The organism is Luteibacter sp. 1214, from assembly GCF_031455395.1.
GTDB classification, from domain to species: Bacteria; Pseudomonadota; Gammaproteobacteria; order Xanthomonadales; family Rhodanobacteraceae; genus Luteibacter; species Luteibacter mycovicinus.
In genome coordinates, this window is record NZ_JAVDSQ010000001.1 from 951,158 (window position 1) to 966,480 (window position 15,323).

The window sequence follows — 15,323 nt, forward strand, 5'->3', positions numbered from 1 at the left end:
GAGATGTTCAGCCGCCTGCGCGAGCTGGATCCGCATCCGAAAACCGAACTCGAATACACCACGCCGTTCGAGTTGCTTTCCGCCGTGGCGCTGTCCGCACAGGCCACCGACGTCGGCGTGAACAAGGCGACGCGCAAGCTGTTTCCTGTCGCCAACACGGCACAGAAGATCCTCGACCTGGGGCTCGAAAAACTCAAGACGTACATCAGCACGATCGGGCTCTACAACAACAAGGCGAAGAACCTGATCGCCATGAGCCGGATTCTCGTGGATCGTTACGACGGCGAAGTACCGCAGTCACGCGAGGCGCTCGAAGAACTGCCGGGCGTCGGTCGCAAGACCGCCAATGTGGTGCTCAACACGGCGTTCGGCCAGCCGACGATTGCCGTCGACACGCACATTTTTCGGGTGGCCAACCGCACGGGGCTGGCACCCGGACCGGATGTACGCAAGGTTGAAGACAAGCTCGAGAAGGTCATCCCGAAAGAGTTCATCCAGGATGCGCATCACTGGCTGATCCTGCACGGGCGTTATGTTTGTAAGGCGCGTAAGCCGGAGTGTCCGAACTGCGCGATCATCGACCTGTGCGCTTATAAACAGAAGACAAAGCCGGCCTGAGCCGGCTTTTCTTCTTCGCGAGGGAATGTCGCGTGCGAGGCGCGCTGCTACGCAGCCTGTCTGGAACCCTCGACCCGCCGTCCCAGTTCGTGCCAGTCCACGACGAGTTCGCAGCCGCGTTTCGAGGCGTTCTGCCCCCACTCCCGCAATAGCTCCAGCGACGCCTGGTCGACATGCACCAGGCGATCCATCCGCACGCTGAGGCGCGTATTGGCCGGCACGGCCTCCAGCTTGCGTGCCATCGTCGGCACCTTGAGGAACGTCGCGGAACCCTCGAGGTGGAGCGTCGCCTGACCCGGCTCGTCGTGGTGCTGCACGTCCATCTTGAGCTTCGACGACAACAGCGCCAGGCGGAACAGCGAGAGACCGAAGCCGACGATCACGCCGGTCAGCAGGTCGGTGGCAACGATAGCCACGGTGGTCGCGACATAGACCGCCGCCGTACCTTTGCCGTACGCCGCCAGTGTCTTGATCTGGCCGGGATTGACCATCTTCACGCCGGTAAAGACCAGGATGCCGGCCAGGCAGGAGATGGGCGTCATGCGCATCAACCACGGAAGCAGCATCACGAAGGCCAGCAACCAGCCGCCGTGCAGGATCGACGCCATACGTGTGGCTGAGCCGGCCTGCACGTTCGCGGCGCTACGCACGATCACGCCCGTCATCGGCAACGCACCGAGGAAACCGCAGATCAGATTGCCGACGCCCTGCGCCGTCAGTTCGCGGTCGTAGTTCGTCCGCACGCCGTTGTGCATGCGATCCACCGCGGCCGCGGAGAGCAGCGTCTCCGCGCTGGCGATGAACGCAAACGTCGCCGCCGCGACCAGCAGCGACGCGTCGAACAGTCCGAAGAGGCTACCCATGCTCGGCAGGCTCACCGCCGAAAACAGGTTGGCGGGCACGTCGACTCGCTTGACGTCCACCGCCGTCAGTTGCGCGATGAGCGTCATCGCAACCACCGCGAGCAAGGCACCCGGCACGAAGCGGAGCTTCGCCGGGCGCAGCTTCTCCCAGCCGAGCATGATCGCAATGGTGCCCAGGCCGATCATCAGGGCGGCGGGGGCCTGCCCTTCCGCGGCACCGGTGACCGATTCCCACGCTGCGGAGGGGAGCGCCGCGAAGTTTTCGAGACCGCGTGCTTTCGGAATCGCGTCCAGCAACACATGGGACTGGGACGCGACGATCAGGATGCCGATGCCGGACAACATGCCGGCGACCACCGCCGGCGACGTCATCCGGAACCAGACGCCGACCTTGCACAGACCGGCGACGATCTGAATCAGGCCGGCAAGCAGCACGACGGGGCCAAGAGCGGCCACGCCGTGCTCGCGCACAAGTTCAAACACCAGGACCGCGAGGCCCGCCGCGGGACCGCTGACCTGCAGCGGCGACCCCGCGATCGAACCGACGATGATTCCGCCCACGATGCCGGTGATCAGTCCTGCGCTGGGCGGCATGCCCGACGCGATCGCGATACCCATGCACAGAGGCAGAGCGACAAGAAAGACGACCACCGAGCCGAGGAGGTCGCGGCCAAAGAGGCCCTGGGAGAAATATGCGCGCATGTCGTGCCTTCCTTAAGCGGCGTTTGCTACCGGCACGGGCGTGGAGAAACGCGCGTGCGGTGTCGCGTCCGGCGCGTGTGCATCGCCGGCGACGAGGGGACGGAACCTTCCTTCCAACGGATCGAAGGCGGTGATTTCGGTGTTGGCGATGTCGTAGATCCAGCCGTGAATACGCAGGCTGCCGTTGGCGATCGCGGCTGCGACGGCGGGCAGCGTGCGCATGTGTTCGAGCTGGCCGACTACGTTTTCTTCGGTGAGATAACGCAGACCCTCTTCGCCCAGGATGGTCGGACGATTCTCGGCGACGACGTAGCGAGCCACGTCGGCGTGCTTCAGCCACTGCTCGACCGACGGTTTGCCCTTCAGCGCCGCCGGGTTCTGCAGCGCCTTCATCGCGCCGCAGTCGGAGTGGCCGCAGATGACGATGTGCTGCACCTTCAGCGCCGTCACCGCGTATTCGATGGCGGCGACCACGCCACTGACGTGCTGCGCGTACGGCGGAACGATGTTGCCGACGTTGCGGTAAACGAACAGGTCGCCCGGCTGAGCGTTGAAGATCAGCTCCGGCATGATGCGCGAGTCGGCACACGTGATGAACATCGTATGCGGCGTCTGGCCGGACGCCAGCTTGGCGAATACCTCGCGCTGATCGTCGGTCATGTTGCGGCGGAAATTATCGAAGCCCTGGATGAGACGTTCCATGGTGGTTTCTCTCTTCGTTGGCGAAAACAAGGCACGAGCGCGCACGCTCGCGGCGGCTGGCGGATTGCCAGCGCACGAAAACTGCAGGTGAGAAAAAGAAGGTGGGGCTGTCGGCGCGTGAAGGCGCCGGACCGATCAGACGATCGGAGGCCGCAGCTCGAGGCTGGGATGATGCGCGTGAGGCGCCGGCCGGACGTCCGCATGACGGGAGGTGCTGACGTGGGGAATCATCACGACATGCTGAGGGGGGACGTCGAAGGTATCGTCGAGGCCGCCGCTATTGTCTTCCAGCGACGGCACGGGATCCTGATCGTCGAACGAGGCCGTGTCGTCGGCAACCGCCAGCGCGTGCTGCGCCGCGTGTTCCTGGGAAGCCTCCGCCGCGGCGAGGCCGCTGGCGGAGGGCGCCGCATTCACGCCGACGCACGCGACGAACAACGCGAAGAACACGAAAATCGTGCTCGCGAAGCGGCGCATGGCGGGGGCGAAAAGGGTCTGCATGAGCCCGAACCTACGACAGGCTTCATGACGTTCGCAAGTGTGGCGATGCAACAAATTCAGGCTTGGGGCATTTTTGTGTGCTGAAACGTGACGTGGCAACGGTTTTTTGCCGGTGACCGGGCACGAAGCGGCCCGCGCTTATTCAGATATGGACGTCCGAAAGACCGTTGGCTGCCTGAGATCATTCGCAACGAGAATTCGCTGACAGGGTCAGTTACCACGAACGCATGGCCGCGTAAGGCAAAAAAACGGCGGGCTTGCGCCCGCCGTCCGGTTCGTCCCTGAGCAGAACTCCGTTCCGATATCGATCAGAAGGTCAGCATGCCCCAGAAGCCCACTTCGTTGGTCTTGTAGTGGTAAGGGGTAGCGAACGGGCCGTCGAGCTTGTTGTGCTTGTAGACGAGGGCCAGCTTCAGGTTCTTCAGCACGTCGTAAGAGACGCCTGCGTTGTAGTACTTGTCCTTGATCTTCTCTTCGACGTTGACCAGGTTGTCGTACTTGTAGTCGACCTTGTCGTAACGAGCGAAGACGGCGAACTGGTCGTAGAACTTCCAGTCAGCCCAGAGCGAGTAACCGTCGGCCTTGTCCTTGGTCGTGCCGGTGGCCACGCCGGTGCCGGCGCCCGTACCCTGATACTTCAGGATGTCGTCCCAGTTTTCGGTGTGGAAATATTCCGCACCGACGCCCCAGGTCTTGTCGCGCCACGCCAGCAGGGCATCGCCGCGAGTCGCCGTACGGGTCGGGGCGCCAGCCTCGACGTCGTTGCCGCGCTTGCCGCTGTAACCGCCGATGGCGATGACCATCTGCTCGATCGGCGAGTAGCCGAGGCGGGCTTCCGTGTCGACGCTCTTGGAGCGGCTCAGGTTGCGGTAGCCGCGACCGTTGACCACGGACACCTGGTAGTTGACCGAGTTGTCGCCGGTCGTGGCACCCATCGCGTGGATACCCCAGTCGGACGAGTTGCCGAAGGCGCCGACGCCGCCGGCGGTTGCGGTACCACCGCTGCGACCACCTTCAAACGAGCGATCGGTGATGGTGTTCTCGACGTAGCGGTAGCCGTACCACTTCTCGACGAACGGGATCCAGGGCATGTCGGATGCACCGAAGCGCACCGTGAACAGCTGGTCGAACTTGCCCTGCACGTAGGCCTTCTTCACGAACAGGCTCGTGGACGAGAGCGACGACTGGTAGCTGAAGTCGGTCGTCAGGTTGGCCGACCAGATATCGTTGAACTTGTGGTCGACGGTCAGGTAGAAGCGCTTGACGTCGAAACCCGTGCCGTTGACCGAACCGTGACCATCCTTCTGGATCGAACGGCCGTTGCCGATCTTCTCGTCGTGATCCTGATTGGTCACGTCGAAGAACATCGTGCCGCCGATCTTCGTGTTGTCGACCAGCTTGTTCAGTGCGTCGAGCTTCTTCGCGAGCTCGTCGGCCGGCTTGGCGGCGGTCACCTGCACGTCGTTCACGGCCTTGGCCGTCTCGATCTGTGCGTCAGCCTGGGCTTCCTGCTTGGCCTGAAGGTCGGCGACCTGGCTCTGGAGGGCGGCCAGCTGCGCCTGCAGCTGCTGGAGGGTGGCGGCGTCGACCGTGACGCGGGCCGGCTGCTGCGACTTCTGCGTCGCGGCGAGGGCCGAGAAGCTCGTCAGGCCCAGACCGGCGGCGATGGCCACCGTGAGCAACTTGGAACGCATGGGATTTCTCCGCTTGGTTTTTAGAATGTGTGTGGTCCCCTGTGTCCCCACTGAGCTTTTTCTGTCCGAAAAACCTCAAGCGGGGCCAACGGCGCGAAGGATGGGCCGTGGCGTTTACCGTTCAATGCAATTTTTGTTACAGATCGAAGACATGCGCACATCCGCTTAACACGGACGGCACAGACGGACGCCGGATGGCCCCCCGGCTGATATCCTTGACGCATGGATACGACCAGTAACAGCACCGCTTCGACGATGGCCGCGCGGTTCCGGGGCTTTCTGCCCGTGATCGTGGATGTGGAAACCGGGGGATTCGATTCGGAGCGTGACGCGCTGCTGGAGATCGCCGTGGTGGCCGTCACCATGGAGCCATCGGGCCTGCTCGTCCCCCAGCCGGCCGTCGCGGCCAATGTGGAGCCCTTCCCGGGCGCCAATATCGACCCGCGGTCCCTCGAGATCACCGGCATCGATCCGGACCACCCGTTCCGCGGCGCCCTGCCCGAGCGTCAGGCCCTGGATCACGTCTTCAATGCGGTGCGCGAGGCGGTCAAGGCCTCGGAGTGCCAGCGCGCCGTGCTGGTGGGCCATAACGCCGCATTCGATCTGGCCTTCCTTAATGCGGCCGTGCGCCGCGTGGGGCACAAGCGCAATCCGTTCCATCCTTTCAGCTGCTTCGACACGGCCACGCTGGGCGGCCTCGCCTACGGACAGACGGTCCTGAGCAAGGCCGTACTGGCCGCCGGCATCCCGTTCGACAGCCGCGAAGCCCATTCGGCGATCTACGACGCCGAGCGCACCGCCGAGCTTTTCTGTGAAATCGTCAATCGCTGGCGCCGCCTGGAGCTCGCGGAGCGCGACCAGACGGCCCCGATCGAAGTCTGAGGCATTTCGTAAGTTCATGAATATGACAGCAAATCGGATGCTGTCATATCGCTGCAACATTCAGTACGTCTCATTGCAACACGGCAGGGCTGCAATACGGCCCCAGGCGGTCAACGCCTGACACTCATCCATCCGAGGACTACTCCGTGTTCACACGTAAACTCCGCATCGCTGCGCTCGTCGCCGCTTCCCTGTTCGGCATGTCCGCCCAGGCCACCGACATCACGGGCGCCGGCTCGAGCTTCGTTTACCCGGTCCTGTCGAAGTGGTCGGCGACGTACGCCGAAGCCACCGGCAACAAGCTGAACTATCAGTCCGTCGGTTCGGGTGCGGGTATCGCCCAGATCAAGGAAGGCACCATCGACTTCGGCGCGTCCGATGCTCCGATGAGCGCTGAAGACCTCACCAAGTTCGGTCTGGGCCAGTTCCCGGTCGTCGTCGGTGGCATCGTGCCCATCGTCAACCTGCAGGGCATCGCCCCGGGTCAGCTGAAGATCGATGGCAAACTGCTTGGCGACATCTATCTGGGCAAGATCGCCCGCTGGAACGACCCGGCCATCGCCGCCCTGAATCCGGGCGTGAAGATTCCGGACGTCAAGATCACCGTCGTGCACCGTTCGGACGGTTCGGGCACTTCGTTCAACTTCACCAACTACCTGTCCAAGGTCAACCCGGAGTGGGCGTCCAAGGTGAAGTTCGGCACGGCCGTCGAATGGCCGGCGGGCGTCGGCGGCAAGGGTAACGAGGGCGTCTCGCAGTACGTCCGTCAGATCCCGGGCTCGATCGGCTATGTCGAATACGCTTACGCCACCAAGAACAAGCTCTCGTACACGCAGATGCAGAACGCTGCCGGTACGTGGGTCCAGCCGAACGCCGACGCGTTCGCCGCTGCCGCCTCCACGGCGGACTGGAAGTCGGCCAAGGACTTCAACCTGATCATGACCAACGCCCCGGGCGCCCAGGCGTGGCCGATCACGGCGACGACGTGGGTCATCATGTACAAAAAGTCCAAGAACGCCTTGCACAGCAAGGTCGCCTTCGACTTCTTCAAGTGGTCGCTCGAGAAGGGTCAGTCGCAGGCCGCTTCGCTCGACTACGTCGCGCTGCCGCCGGCTCTCGTCCAGCAGATCGAAGCCTACTGGGCTGCCGAGTTCAAGAACTGATCCATCCGGTCTCAACGGACCGGCTGTCATATAGCCGGTCCAGAGTATCGTCCAAGGGGGTCGCCGTTCCGACAGGGACGGCGACCCACACGTTTGCATAGGCTCCCGGGAACCCGAACCCATCATGCACGCCACCGTCAGCAACGCCGTGCCCGACCAGGAACGTCAGGCGGAAGCGTCCCGGAATGCGCGGGATACGCGTAACGACCGGCTGTTCGGCTGGGCCCTGAAGGCCTGCGCCCTGCTCGTTCTGCTCTGCCTCGTCGGCGCCGCCGCTTCCACGCTCTGGCTGGGCCGCGACGCGTTCGCCACCTTCGGCTGGGGCTTTCTTACCAGCGCCGTGTGGGATCCGAGCAACAACCAGTACGGCGCCCTGGTGCCGGTGGTCGGCACGGTCGGCACCGCGATCATCGCCCTTACATTCGCCGTGCCGGTCAGTTTCGGCATCGCCCTCTTTCTTACCGAGATCGCCCCTGGCTGGATGCGCGGTCCGGTCAGCTCGGCCATCGAACTGCTGGCCGGCATTCCATCGATCATCTACGGCATGTGGGGTCTCTTCATCTTCGCCCCGTTCGTGGCGGAGAACGTCAAGCCGTGGCTGATGAACAACTTCAGCGCGGACCCGCCGGACGGCAAGGTGTCGTGGCTGGTCCAGCACGTGCCATTCATCGCGAAGTTCTTCTCCAGCGAGTACCCGTTCTTCGGCGCCGGCGTGCTCACCGCGGGACTGGTGCTGGCGGTGATGATCATCCCGTTCATCTCTTCCGTGATGCGCGAGGTCTTCCAGACCGTGCCCACCCGCCTGAAGGAGTCCGCTTACGCCCTGGGCTCCAGCACGTGGGAAGTGGTCTGGGACATCGTCGTCCCCTACACCCGCACGGCCGTGATCGGCGGCGTGTTTCTCGGCCTGGGCCGGGCGCTCGGCGAGACGATGGCGGTGGCTTTCGTCATCGGCAACACCTTCAAGTTCACGCCGTCGCTGCTCGAAACCGGTAGTACGATCGCCTCGACCATCGCCAACCAGTTCGGTGAGGCCGAGGGTCTGCAGAAGTCCGCGCTCATGGCGATCGCCTTCCTGCTCTTCGTAGTGACCTTCATCGTGCTGATGATCGCGAGACTCATGCTCCGCCGCCTGGCGTCGAAGGAGGGCAACTGATGTCCGCCTCGCTCTATACCAGGCGCCGGATCAAGAACATCCTCGCGATGGCCTTCAGCATCGTGGCGACCTGCATCGGCCTGCTCTTCCTCGCGTGGATCCTGTGGGAGACCCTGAGCCAGGGGCTCGCGGGACTGAAGCCGCAGCTGTTCACCAAGATCACGGCGTATCGCGAAGAGGGTGGCCTGGCCAATGCCATGGTCGGCAGCCTGATCCTCAACGTGCTGGGTATCCTGATCGCCACGCCGATCGGCGTGGCCGCGGGCACCTGGCTCGCCGAGTATTCGCGCCGCTCGAAGCTCGGTCCCACGATCCGTTTTCTCAACGACATCCTGCTGTCGGCGCCGTCGATCGTGCTCGGTCTGTTCGTCTACACGGTGATCGTCCTGCCGTCCAAGTGGCTGACCAATGGCGACGTGACGTTCTCGGGCATCGCTGGCGGCATCGCGCTGGCGCTGATCGCCCTGCCCGTCATCGTCCGCACCACGGATGAAATGCTCCGCCTGGTACCCGGCACGCTGCGCGAAGCGGCACTGTCGCTGGGTGTCCCGCAGTGGAAGCTGACGATGCAGATCCTGGTGCGTTCGGCGCGCTCGGGTATCGTCACCGGCATCCTGCTGGCCCTGGCCCGCATCAGCGGTGAAACCGCGCCGCTGCTGTTCACGGCGTTCGGCAACAACTTCATGACGTTCAACCCGATCGACAAGATGCCGAGCCTGCCCCAGGTCATCTACGAATACACCAAGGACCCGAGCCCGGACATCAACACGCTCGCCTGGGCCGGTGCTTTCGTCCTGACCATGTTCGTGCTGGCGCTCAGCCTGATCGCCCGCCTCGCCTTCTCGCGTTCCAAGGTGTCCCATGACTAAGATGAACGAAGTCGCCTCCAAGCCGGGATTCGGCACCTCGCCGCATGCCGCCGCCGTCGACCTCGGCCAGGTGCCGGCGAAGATGACCGTGCGCGACCTCAACTTCCATTACGGTGAGTTCCATGCGCTGAAGCACATCGCCATGGACGTACCGGAGAAGAAGGTCACCGCCATCATCGGTCCGTCGGGCTGCGGCAAGTCCACCCTGCTGCGCATCTTCAACCGCATCTACGCGATCTACCCGAATCTGCGCGCCAGCGGCGAGATCGTGCTCGACGGCGAGAACATCCTCGACCCGAAGTACTCGCTCAACCGCCTGCGCAGCAAGGTCGGCATGGTGTTCCAGAAGCCGGTGCCGTTCCCCATGACGATTTTCGAGAACGTCGCTTACGGCATTCGTCACCACGAAAAGCTCAACCGCACCGACATGGAGGGCCGTGTCGAGCAGGCGCTGCGTGGCGCCGCACTGTGGGACGAGGTGAAGGACAAGCTCAAGCAGAGCGCACTCGGCCTCTCCGGCGGCCAGCAACAGCGTCTGTGCATCGCCCGCGGCATCGCCCTGAAGCCGGAAGTGCTGCTGCTCGACGAGCCGACCTCCGCGCTGGATCCGATCGCCACGAGCCGCATCGAGCAGCTGGTCGAGGAGCTCAAGAGCCAGTTCACCATCGTCATCGTGACGCACAACATGCAGCAGGCGGCGCGCTGCTCGGACATGACCGCGTTCATGTACATGGGCGAGCTCATCGAGTTCGACCGGACCGAGAAGATCTTCACCAAGCCGGACAAGAAGCAGACCGAAGACTACATCACCGGCCGGTTCGGCTGAGCGCCCCCTATTTCGAGGTCCCGCGATGAATACTCCGCACCAGCACATCATCAAGAGCTACGACGACGAACTGAAGCGTCTCACCGGCGAAATCGTCCGCATGGGCGAGATCGCCGTCGCGCAGCTCGAAGCCGCCATCGACGTGGTCGAACGTCGTGACGAGCGCGCCGCCCAGCGCGTGGTCGACAACGACGACGCACTCGATTCACTTGAGCAGGAAATCAGCCAGGATGTCGTGCGTCTGCTCGCGCTGCGCGCGCCGATCGCCGGCGATCTGCGCAACGTATTCGCCGCGCTGCGTATCGCCGCCGACATCGAGCGCATCGGCGACTACGCCGCCAACGTGGCCAAGCGTTCCATCCCGCTCAGCCGTGTCGCCCCGATCACCGCCGCCGGCGGCCTCAAAAACCTGGCCGAGCTGGCCGCGGACCAGTTGCGCAACGTGCTCAAGGCGTACGACGAGCAGGACGCCGAAGCCGCTTATGAAGTGTGGAAGTCGGATGCGGATCTGGATGAGGCCTATACGGTCGTCTTCCGCGCGCTGCTGACGTACATGATGGAAGACCCGCGCAACATTACGCCCTGCACCCATCTCCTGTTCATGGCAAAGAACATCGAGCGCATCGGCGACCACGCGACCAACATCGCCGAGAACGTCTGGTTCGTCGTTCACGGCGAGCCGCTGGTGGCACCGCGCACCAAGCGCGACACCACCGCGAATCCGGATTTCGATAAATAAGAGGCGGCCGGCAGGGCAACCGCCCTGCCGGGGTTTTACGTCGCCGACGTCAGCTTCAACCCAAGAATCCCGACGACGATCAGTCCGACGCAAAGCAGCCGCAACGGCTGCGCCGATTCGCCGAAGAGGATGATGCCGAGCGTCACGGCGCCGACGGCACCGATGCCTGTCCACACCGCGTAAGCCGTTCCGAGCGGCAATTTTCTCGTCGCCCAGGCGAGCAGGACGATGCTGACGAGCATCGCGCCACCCGTAAGCACGCTGGGTAGCGGCTTCGAAAATCCTTCGGTGTATTTCAGGCCGACCGCCCAGGCGATCTCGAACAGCCCGGCAAGGACGAGGATGAACCAATACATGAGAGTGAGCTCCGCAAGAGCGGGGTCGTCCCCGTGGAGATAGTGCGCGCCCCGGGGTCGTCCCCAAGGGGCGGACCGGCATTGCGCCGGTCCGTTTTGCATTATACGGGGGAGGTGTAACCCCCCGCTGACCGAATGCCTCAGACGACCGGTGGAACGACCGCCTTGCGCGCCCGGACACCACGCACGATGCCGTACACGCTGATGAGGAACCAGGCCAGTTCCTGCACGAACGCGGACAGGTTGAACATGCCGAAGATCAGGGAAAGCAGGATGCCGAAGGCACCCAGCAGGTTCATCACCTGGTACGTATACCCCTGCCCCGACAGCTTATGTGCCTGAAGCAGAAAAAACGCGACCAGCACCAGCGCAACGCCGACCAGGCCGGCCCAGTCATGCCAGAACATCGAACTCATTTCTTCGCACCTCGCTGACGCAGCGCCTCGAACAACACGATACCCGTAGCGACGGACACGTTGAGACTCTCCATGCCACCCGGCATCGGGATCTTCGCCACGAAGTCACAGGTATCGCGGGTAAGGCGGCGCATGCCGTCACCTTCGCTACCCATGACCAGCGCGACCGGACCCTTCAGATCGATGGCATAGAGCGACTGATCCGTATCGCCGTCCATCCCCGTGATCCACACGCCTGCGTCCTTGAGCAGGCGCAGGGCGCGGGCGAGATTGGTGACGGCAATGACCGGCACCAGATCCGCGCCGCCGGCCGACGCACGACGGACCGTGGGGGTAATGCCGACCGCGCGGTCCTTAGGCATCACCACGGCGGTGACGTTCGCGGCCGCCGCGCTGCGCAGGCAGGCACCGAGGTTATGCGGATCCGTCACACCGTCGAGCACGAGCACCAGCGCGTCCGCACCGGCCGCCTCGAGCAGACCGGGCAACGCACTCTCGTCGCGGAGCGGCGGTGTTTCGTACCGCGCGATGACACCCTGATGGCGGGCTTCGCCACCGAGCTTCTCGAGCTGCTCCTTGCTCACCGTCTTGACGATGAGCCCGAGCTTGCGCGCTTGCGCGGCGATCTCGTTGACACGGGCATTCTTCGAGTTCTGCTCGATCAGTACTTCACGGACACGATCCGGGTCGTTGGCGAGAGAGCCTTCGACCGGATTGATCCCTACGATCCACGTCTCACTCATGCTTGCGGCTTGCTCCTGGGTTTACGCGGCCCACGCCGACCTGCGGATGTCTTCGCGGGGGTCTGGTCCGTCGGCGCCGGACCGGCCGCCGTTTTCGTTACGGCGCTTTTCTTCGCCGTGGATTTCTTTGCGACGGGCGCCTGCGCGACGTCGGACGCCGCACGGCGCCTCGATGTGACTTTGCGCGCCGAGGTATCGGGAGACGCATCGCGACTGTCGTCCCGACGAGCGCCACGACGACCTGACGGACGCGCATCCTCCGCCCGTGCCTCGTCAGCCTGACGCGGGCCACGCGGGCGTGAGCCACCTTGCGACGCCGTGTCCTGGCGTGACGAGCCCTGCCGCGAACCGCCGGCCGAGGAGCCGCGCTTTCGTGACGAGGTCTCGGCCTCCGCCTCGCGCCTGGGCGCCCGCGCGGGACGCGCATGATGCTCAACCGGCTCTTCAACCGCAACCGGGGCCGCCGTCTTCTTGCCGAAGATCCGGCCGACGGCCTTCTTCGCGGCACGGCCCATCGCCATCCCCGCCTCCAGCATGCCCGAGCGAGGCGCCGGCTTGGCCGCAGCCACGACCTTCGGCGCAGGCTTCGGCAACTCGGCCAGACGTGCGACCAGGCGGAAGTCGATCTTGCGATCCTCCAGGCTGGCGCGCAGCACCTGCACGCTCACGTAGTCACCGAGGCGATACGCCACGCCCGTGCGCTCACCCTGCAACAGGTGACGTACGGGATCGAACTTGTAGTAATCGTTGGGCAACTGCGAAACATGCACCAGACCCGATACGCGCGAGGCGGACAACTCGACAAACAGACCGAACGAGGTAACGCCGGTGATGGTGCCCGCGAATTCCTCGCCGACGTGCTTCTCCATCCACGCGCATTTGAAACGCTCATCCACGTCGCGCTCGGCCTCTTCGGCACGGCGCTCACGCTGCGAGCAGTGGATCGCCATCGCGGACATCTGCGTATCGCTGTAGATGTAATCGGCCGGCTTGCCGCGGGTCAGCGCGTAGCGAATGGCACGATGTACCAGCAGGTCGGGATAACGGCGGATGGGCGACGTGAAGTGGGCATACGCGTCCAGTGCCAGACCGAAGTGGCCCTGGTTCTCCGGATGGTAGATCGCCATGCTCTGCGCACGCAGCAGCACGGACTGGATCAGCTCCGCTTCCGGGCGGTCCTGCACTTTCTTCAGCAACGCCGAGAAATCGGCTGGCGTGACTTCGTCCGCCGGCGGCATCTTCAGCTTGAACTCCTTCAGGAACTGCAGGAGGTCGTCGTACTTTTCCGCCGGGGGCGGCGCATGCACGCGATACAGCGCGGGGATCTTGCGCTTGGTCAGGAAGCGAGCCGCCTGCACGTTGGCGGCGATCATGCATTCCTCGATCATCTTGTGCGCATCGTTGCGATCGGACGCGCCCATCGATTCGACATCGCCCGCGGGACCGAGACGGAACTTCACTTCCGGTGTTTCGAAATCGATGGCACCGCGACGCTTGCGCGCCTTCGCCATGACCTTGTAGAGCTTGTGCAGCGTTTCGACCTGCGGCAGGACGTCGGCGATCTCGTCACGAACGTCCGCGTTGCGCTCGCCCACCGCCTGCCAGACCTTGTTATAGGTGAGGCGCGCGTGCGAGAACATCACCGCGTCGTAGAACTTGGAGCGTACGACGTCGCCGTCCTCGTCGATCTCCATGTCGCAGACCATGCACAGACGTTCGACCCTTGGCATCAGCGAGCAGATGCCGTTGGAAAGCGTCTCGGGCAGCATCGGCACGACGAAGCCCGGGAAATACGTGGACGTGCTGCGGTTGTAGCCCTCGACGTCGAGCGGCGTACCGACCGGCACATAGTGCGAGACGTCGGCGATCGCCACGATGAGACGGAAACCGCCGTCCTTCAGCGACTCGGCATACACCGCGTCATCGAAGTCACGCGCGTCTTCGCCATCGATGGTGACCAGCGGAAGCTTGCGGATGTCCGTGCGGCCCTTGCGCTCTTCGGACGTCACCTTGGGCTCGACTTCCTCAGCCTGACGGATGACCTCCGGCGGGAACTCATGCGGCAGGTCGTGGCTGGCAATGGCCATCTCGACCACCAGCGACGGCTGCAGGCGCTCACCGAGGACGGCGCGCACGGTGCCCATGGGGCCACGGTGCTGGGTCGGCGGATCGGTGATCTCCACCACGACGATCTCGCCCGAGCGGGCGCCGGCGTCGCGGCCGGAAGGAATCATGATGTTCTGGTGCAGGCGGCGATCGTCCGGCTCGACCAGGGTCACGCCGTTCTCGATGACCACGCGGCCGACCAGGCGCGGCGAGCGGCGCTCCAGCACCTCGACGATGGCACCCTGCCGGCGGCCACGACGGTCGATGCCGACGACGCTCGCGAGCACGCGGTCGCCATGAAGCACGCTGCGCATCTGCTGCGGCGACAGGTAGAGATCTTCTCCGCCCTCGTCCGGGCGCAGGAAGCCGTAGCCCTCGGCGTTGGCGATGACCCGGCCCGGCAGCAGGCTGAGCTTCTGGGCGGGTGCGTAGTCGCCGCGGCGGTTACGCAGCAGCTGGCCATCGCGGACCATGGCGCCCAGGCGACGGTTGAGGGCGACGATTTCGTACTCGTCGAACAGCCTCAGGGCGCGGGCGATGTCGTACTCGGCCAGCAACTCGCCCCGCTCCTCGAACAGCGCCAGGATGGCCTCGCGGCTGGGGATCGGCTTCTCGTAGCGCTGAGCTTCGCGATCGGCATGGGGGTCGACCACGGCGCGCGCCGGGCCGTGCTGATCCAGCGCCTTGCCGGAGCGGCTGGACTTGGGTTTACGGGGGCCGCGGGCGGCATCCGAACCTTTAGTTTTCTTTGTCACGTATGAACCTTTGAAGGGGGACGCGAAATAGTTTCACATCCGGTGTGCAAAATCGTTGACAAGTTTCCCCGACCTACCTAATCTACGCGGCTCACGGGGCAGCGATGCTTCGGGACACCTGCCCAGGTGGCGGAATTGGTAGACGCACTAGTTTCAGGTACTAGCGGGTAAAACCGTGGAGGTTCGAGTCCTCTCTTGGGCACCAATTATAGACGAAGCCTCGCAGCGATGC

15 protein-coding genes and 1 tRNA gene are annotated in these 15,323 nt (G+C 64.2%); 8 read left to right on the plus strand and 8 right to left on the minus strand.

The window, feature by feature from the left end; translation table 11 throughout:
• The first annotated feature begins 3 nt into the window (after positions 1–3).
• Positions 4–618 (plus strand): endonuclease III, encoded by a 615-nt coding sequence (nth, locus tag J2X57_RS03900; RefSeq protein WP_156108850.1) that lies wholly within the window; start codon positions 4–6, stop codon positions 616–618.
• A 47-nt stretch (positions 619–665) separates the two neighbouring features.
• Here the strand turns inward: nth and J2X57_RS03905 are convergent, their stop codons facing one another.
• The 4 genes from J2X57_RS03905 to J2X57_RS03920 form a co-directional block, all read right to left on the minus strand.
• Positions 666–2,183 carry a SulP family inorganic anion transporter gene (locus tag J2X57_RS03905; RefSeq protein WP_036114160.1) on the minus strand — a complete coding sequence of 506 codons (1,518 nt, stop codon included), beginning with the start codon at positions 2,181–2,183 and terminating at the stop codon, positions 666–668.
• 12 nt (positions 2,184–2,195) lie between these two features.
• The gene (locus J2X57_RS03910) at positions 2,196–2,885 is read right to left on the minus strand and encodes a carbonic anhydrase (RefSeq protein WP_036114164.1); all 690 of its coding nucleotides are present in this window, start codon (positions 2,883–2,885) and stop codon (positions 2,196–2,198) included.
• A 135-nt stretch (positions 2,886–3,020) separates the two neighbouring features.
• Positions 3,021–3,386 carry a hypothetical protein gene (locus tag J2X57_RS03915; protein ID WP_309863986.1) on the minus strand — a complete coding sequence of 122 codons (366 nt, stop codon included), beginning with the start codon at positions 3,384–3,386 and terminating at the stop codon, positions 3,021–3,023.
• A gap of 308 nt (positions 3,387–3,694) precedes the next feature.
• Positions 3,695–5,080: a hypothetical protein gene (locus tag J2X57_RS03920; protein WP_043693309.1), complete on the minus strand. Its 1,386-nt coding sequence runs from the start codon at positions 5,078–5,080 to the stop codon at positions 3,695–3,697.
• Positions 5,081–5,302: 222 nt separating this feature from the next.
• Between J2X57_RS03920 and rnt the strand changes: the two genes are divergently transcribed.
• The 6 genes from rnt to phoU all read left to right on the plus strand — a co-directional run bounded on the left by rnt (position 5,303) and on the right by phoU (position 10,715).
• Complete coding sequence (gene rnt / locus J2X57_RS03925; protein ID WP_036114172.1) at positions 5,303–5,962, plus strand: ribonuclease T; 660 nt, start codon at positions 5,303–5,305, stop codon at positions 5,960–5,962.
• 167 nt (positions 5,963–6,129) lie between these two features.
• Complete coding sequence (pstS, locus tag J2X57_RS03930) at positions 6,130–7,125, plus strand: phosphate ABC transporter substrate-binding protein PstS (protein ID WP_309864380.1); 996 nt, start codon at positions 6,130–6,132, stop codon at positions 7,123–7,125.
• Positions 7,126–7,249: 124 nt separating this feature from the next.
• The gene (gene pstC, locus J2X57_RS03935; RefSeq protein ID WP_309863991.1) at positions 7,250–8,281 is read left to right on the plus strand and encodes a phosphate ABC transporter permease subunit PstC; all 1,032 of its coding nucleotides are present in this window, start codon (positions 7,250–7,252) and stop codon (positions 8,279–8,281) included.
• On the plus strand, positions 8,281–9,150 hold the full coding sequence (gene pstA / locus J2X57_RS03940) for a phosphate ABC transporter permease PstA (RefSeq protein ID WP_036114177.1): 870 nt from the start codon (positions 8,281–8,283) through the stop codon (positions 9,148–9,150). Before pstC ends, pstA begins: the two co-directional genes overlap by 1 nt.
• An 82-nt stretch (positions 9,151–9,232) precedes the next feature.
• Positions 9,233–9,976 (plus strand): phosphate ABC transporter ATP-binding protein PstB, encoded by a 744-nt coding sequence (pstB, locus tag J2X57_RS03945; RefSeq protein ID WP_239709154.1) that lies wholly within the window; start codon positions 9,233–9,235, stop codon positions 9,974–9,976.
• 25 nt (positions 9,977–10,001) lie between these two features.
• Complete coding sequence (gene phoU, locus J2X57_RS03950) at positions 10,002–10,715, plus strand: phosphate signaling complex protein PhoU (protein WP_036114183.1); 714 nt, start codon at positions 10,002–10,004, stop codon at positions 10,713–10,715.
• Between the two features lie 35 nt (positions 10,716–10,750).
• Here the strand turns inward: phoU and sugE are convergent, their stop codons facing one another.
• The 4 genes from sugE to rnr all read right to left on the minus strand — a co-directional run bounded on the left by sugE (position 10,751) and on the right by rnr (position 14,989).
• A complete protein-coding gene (sugE, locus tag J2X57_RS03955; RefSeq protein ID WP_308846554.1) occupies positions 10,751–11,071 on the minus strand; it encodes a quaternary ammonium compound efflux SMR transporter SugE in 321 nt (106 codons plus the stop codon).
• A 140-nt stretch (positions 11,072–11,211) separates the two neighbouring features.
• Entirely contained in the window at positions 11,212–11,487 is a 276-nt protein-coding gene (locus J2X57_RS03960) for a hypothetical protein (RefSeq protein ID WP_036114189.1), read from the minus strand.
• Positions 11,484–12,230, minus strand: coding sequence for a 23S rRNA (guanosine(2251)-2'-O)-methyltransferase RlmB (rlmB, locus tag J2X57_RS03965; protein ID WP_309864007.1), 747 nt, complete (start codon positions 12,228–12,230; stop codon positions 11,484–11,486). The genes J2X57_RS03960 and rlmB overlap by 4 nt, the downstream gene beginning before the upstream one ends.
• Positions 12,227–14,989 carry a ribonuclease R gene (gene rnr / locus J2X57_RS03970; RefSeq protein WP_309864384.1) on the minus strand — a complete coding sequence of 921 codons (2,763 nt, stop codon included), beginning with the start codon at positions 14,987–14,989 and terminating at the stop codon, positions 12,227–12,229. The genes rlmB and rnr overlap by 4 nt, the downstream gene beginning before the upstream one ends.
• Positions 14,990–15,211: 222 nt before the next feature.
• Here rnr and J2X57_RS03975 point away from each other — a divergent pair.
• Positions 15,212–15,296, plus strand: a tRNA-Leu gene (locus tag J2X57_RS03975).
• Positions 15,297–15,323 lie beyond the last annotated feature (27 nt).

What these genes read in the sequence shown, in the direction of transcription:
- rnt (WP_036114172.1), top strand. Translation starts at nt 5,303, where the DNA reads ATGGATACGACCAGTAACAGCACCGCTTCGACGATGGCCGCGCGGTTC.
- J2X57_RS03905 (WP_036114160.1), bottom strand. Translation starts at nt 2,183, where the DNA reads ATGCGCGCATATTTCTCCCAGGGCCTCTTTGGCCGCGACCTCCTCGGC.
- rlmB (WP_309864007.1), bottom strand. Translation starts at nt 12,230, where the DNA reads ATGAGTGAGACGTGGATCGTAGGGATCAATCCGGTCGAAGGCTCTCTC.
- phoU (WP_036114183.1), top strand. Translation starts at nt 10,002, where the DNA reads ATGAATACTCCGCACCAGCACATCATCAAGAGCTACGACGACGAACTG.
- nth (WP_156108850.1), top strand. Translation starts at nt 4, where the DNA reads ATGTTCAGCCGCCTGCGCGAGCTGGATCCGCATCCGAAAACCGAACTC.
- pstB (WP_239709154.1), top strand. Translation starts at nt 9,233, where the DNA reads ATGACCGTGCGCGACCTCAACTTCCATTACGGTGAGTTCCATGCGCTG.
- sugE (WP_308846554.1), bottom strand. Translation starts at nt 11,071, where the DNA reads ATGTATTGGTTCATCCTCGTCCTTGCCGGGCTGTTCGAGATCGCCTGG.
- J2X57_RS03915 (WP_309863986.1), bottom strand. Translation starts at nt 3,386, where the DNA reads ATGCAGACCCTTTTCGCCCCCGCCATGCGCCGCTTCGCGAGCACGATT.
- J2X57_RS03910 (WP_036114164.1), bottom strand. Translation starts at nt 2,885, where the DNA reads ATGGAACGTCTCATCCAGGGCTTCGATAATTTCCGCCGCAACATGACC.
- pstC (WP_309863991.1), top strand. Translation starts at nt 7,250, where the DNA reads ATGCACGCCACCGTCAGCAACGCCGTGCCCGACCAGGAACGTCAGGCG.
- J2X57_RS03920 (WP_043693309.1), bottom strand. Translation starts at nt 5,080, where the DNA reads ATGCGTTCCAAGTTGCTCACGGTGGCCATCGCCGCCGGTCTGGGCCTG.
- J2X57_RS03960 (WP_036114189.1), bottom strand. Translation starts at nt 11,487, where the DNA reads ATGAGTTCGATGTTCTGGCATGACTGGGCCGGCCTGGTCGGCGTTGCG.
- pstA (WP_036114177.1), top strand. Translation starts at nt 8,281, where the DNA reads ATGTCCGCCTCGCTCTATACCAGGCGCCGGATCAAGAACATCCTCGCG.